General features: G+C 69.5%; 3 protein-coding genes. 2 read left to right on the forward strand and 1 reads right to left on the reverse strand.

The window, feature by feature from the left end:
* Positions 1–233: hypothetical protein (locus VFZ70_14085; GenBank protein HEX6256931.1), on the forward strand; the 233-nt coding region annotated here is incomplete at its 5' end.
* A 141-nt stretch (positions 234–374) separates the two neighbouring features.
* On the opposite strand, the gene VFZ70_14090 is transcribed toward VFZ70_14085, so the two are convergent.
* Positions 375–890, reverse strand: coding sequence for a cupin domain-containing protein (locus tag VFZ70_14090; GenBank protein HEX6256932.1), 516 nt, complete (start codon positions 888–890; stop codon positions 375–377).
* Positions 891–973: 83 nt separating this feature from the next.
* Here VFZ70_14090 and VFZ70_14095 point away from each other — a divergent pair, with 83 nt between their 5' ends.
* The gene (locus VFZ70_14095; protein ID HEX6256933.1) at positions 974–1,762 is read left to right on the forward strand and encodes a phosphotransferase; all 789 of its coding nucleotides are present in this window, start codon (positions 974–976) and stop codon (positions 1,760–1,762) included.
* Positions 1,763–2,023 lie beyond the last annotated feature (261 nt).

The following is a 2,023-nucleotide window of genomic DNA, read 5'->3' on the forward strand; positions in this document are numbered from 1 at the left end:
AGGCCGATCTCTTCAAGCGGGTTCTCGCCGCGCTGCGCCCTGGTGGTCGATTCGTGCTCTGCGACGTGGTGGTTCCCACCGCGCCCGTGCCCGTGCCGGTACCCCTCGAAGACGGCGTCGATCTGCCCGACACCGTGGCCGTACAGCTCACCTGGCTGCACGACGCCGGCTTCACGACTTCCGTGATCCACGAGAACGGTGACCTGGCAGTTCTTCGGGCCGATCGACCCTGACCGCCAGCCGGCGTTTGCTGCTACCTCCGCCGAACGGCCCCGCCCAGCGTTCTGGGACACCGTTCTGCGGTCACCGGTCCTGACCAGATCGCCGAATCGGTCGCTGACCCTGGCAAGCCTTGCGAGTCGCACAATCGACGGTCAGGTCGGCGCTGGAGGGGGCCCGAGGAGCTCGACGCCGTACCGGGCGGCGACTGCCGCGAGCCTGCTCATCTCGTGTCGCGGATCAGCGTCCGGCGTCGCGATCGCCGCGACCTCCTCGAAGAACGCCTCGAAGCCTCCTGGCATCATGACGCTCAGATGCCGGCCGCGCGCCGAATGGACCTGATAGCCGTGCGGCACATCTCGCGGTCCCCAGACCCAGCTGCCTGGAGACGCCGTGATCACGTCGTCCCCGACGAAGACGCTGTACTCACCCTCGAGGACATAGAACGCTTCGTCCTCGCGGTGATGCACATGGAGAGGGGGCACGGCGCCTCCCTGACCTGTCACTTCGACTGCACCGACAACGCCGTTGGTATCGGTCGACGACGCGACGATGGCGATCGTCTGCTTGAAGAGCCGGATTGACAGCTTGCCCTCCTTGCCGAGATTTCTCGTGCACCAGAATGGTTGATCAGGGCAACCCGCGACGCTCGTCCCTTCAACGCCCTGCACGACTGTGGTATGCGCGTTCGCGGACGCACGCCGTTGTCGACGGGCCGACGGCCGCTGCACCATTCGTCTGTCAAGGTGGCGGGGTGGCTGAGCAGCAGCTCGATGGTGGGATCGCGAACGCGGGTCGGGTGGTCCGCGTCGGTCCGCATGTTGTTCGCCCCTCGAGTCCGCACTCGGGTTCGATCCACGCCTTCCTGCGGGCGGTGAGGCACGCCGGCTTCGAGGGCGCCTCGTCACCAGTCGGCATCGACGAGGACGGACGCGAGCGCCTCGTGTTCATCGACGGCGAGGTCCCCGTGGCGCCCTATCCGCACTGGAGCCAGTCCGACACCGCGCTGGCGTCCATCGCCAGGCTGCTGCGCGGCCTGCACGACGCTGCCCGCGGGTTCGACCCTCGGGGTCTCACCTGGGACGACAGTCTGGCTGACCCTGCGGGCGGGACGCTCGTGTGCCACAACGACGTGGAGCTTTCGAACGTCGTCTTCCGTGACGGCATCGCCGTGGCGCTGCTCGACTTCGAGTTCGCTGCCCCAGGCCGCCCCGTCTACGACCTGGCCCAGCTCGCCCGCCTCTGTGTACCGATCGACGACGACTTCGACCAGGCGCGGCTCGGCTGGCGGCCCGCCGACCGGCCGGCACGGCTACGACTCGTCGCCGACGCCTACGGACTGGACCGGGACGGCCGGGCGGAGCTGCTCACCGCCATGGACGATGCCATCGATCGCATCGAAGCAGCCGTCCGGCGCCGCGTCGACGCCGGTGACCCGAACGCCGCCGCGATGTCGAAGAGGACCGGGGGCATGGAGAAGTACGACCGCCGGCGCCGCTGGTGGACCGAGCACCACGACCAGTTCGCCGCCGCTCTCCTCTGACGCGCATCCCGTGCGCTACGCGCACGCCGCGGCGAATCCACGGTGCCTCGCCTGCTGCGCGGTCGCGAGCGCGAGGGCGTCTGCGCCGCCCGGTCGGGAGCGACGTCGTCCGGGGACGGACGCTCACGTCGTGGCCGACTCTCCAGACCGACCTCCGCAACGCCGGCGCCCGATGGGTTGAAGCCCAGCCTCTAAGGTGCGCCCATGGCACTCCTCCGACGAGCGCTCGCCGCCGTGGGCATCGCCGCCGTCCTCGCCGCC

It is taken from the genome of Euzebyales bacterium (assembly GCA_036374135.1).
Lineage (GTDB): Bacteria > Actinomycetota > Nitriliruptoria > Euzebyales > JAHELV01 > JAHELV01.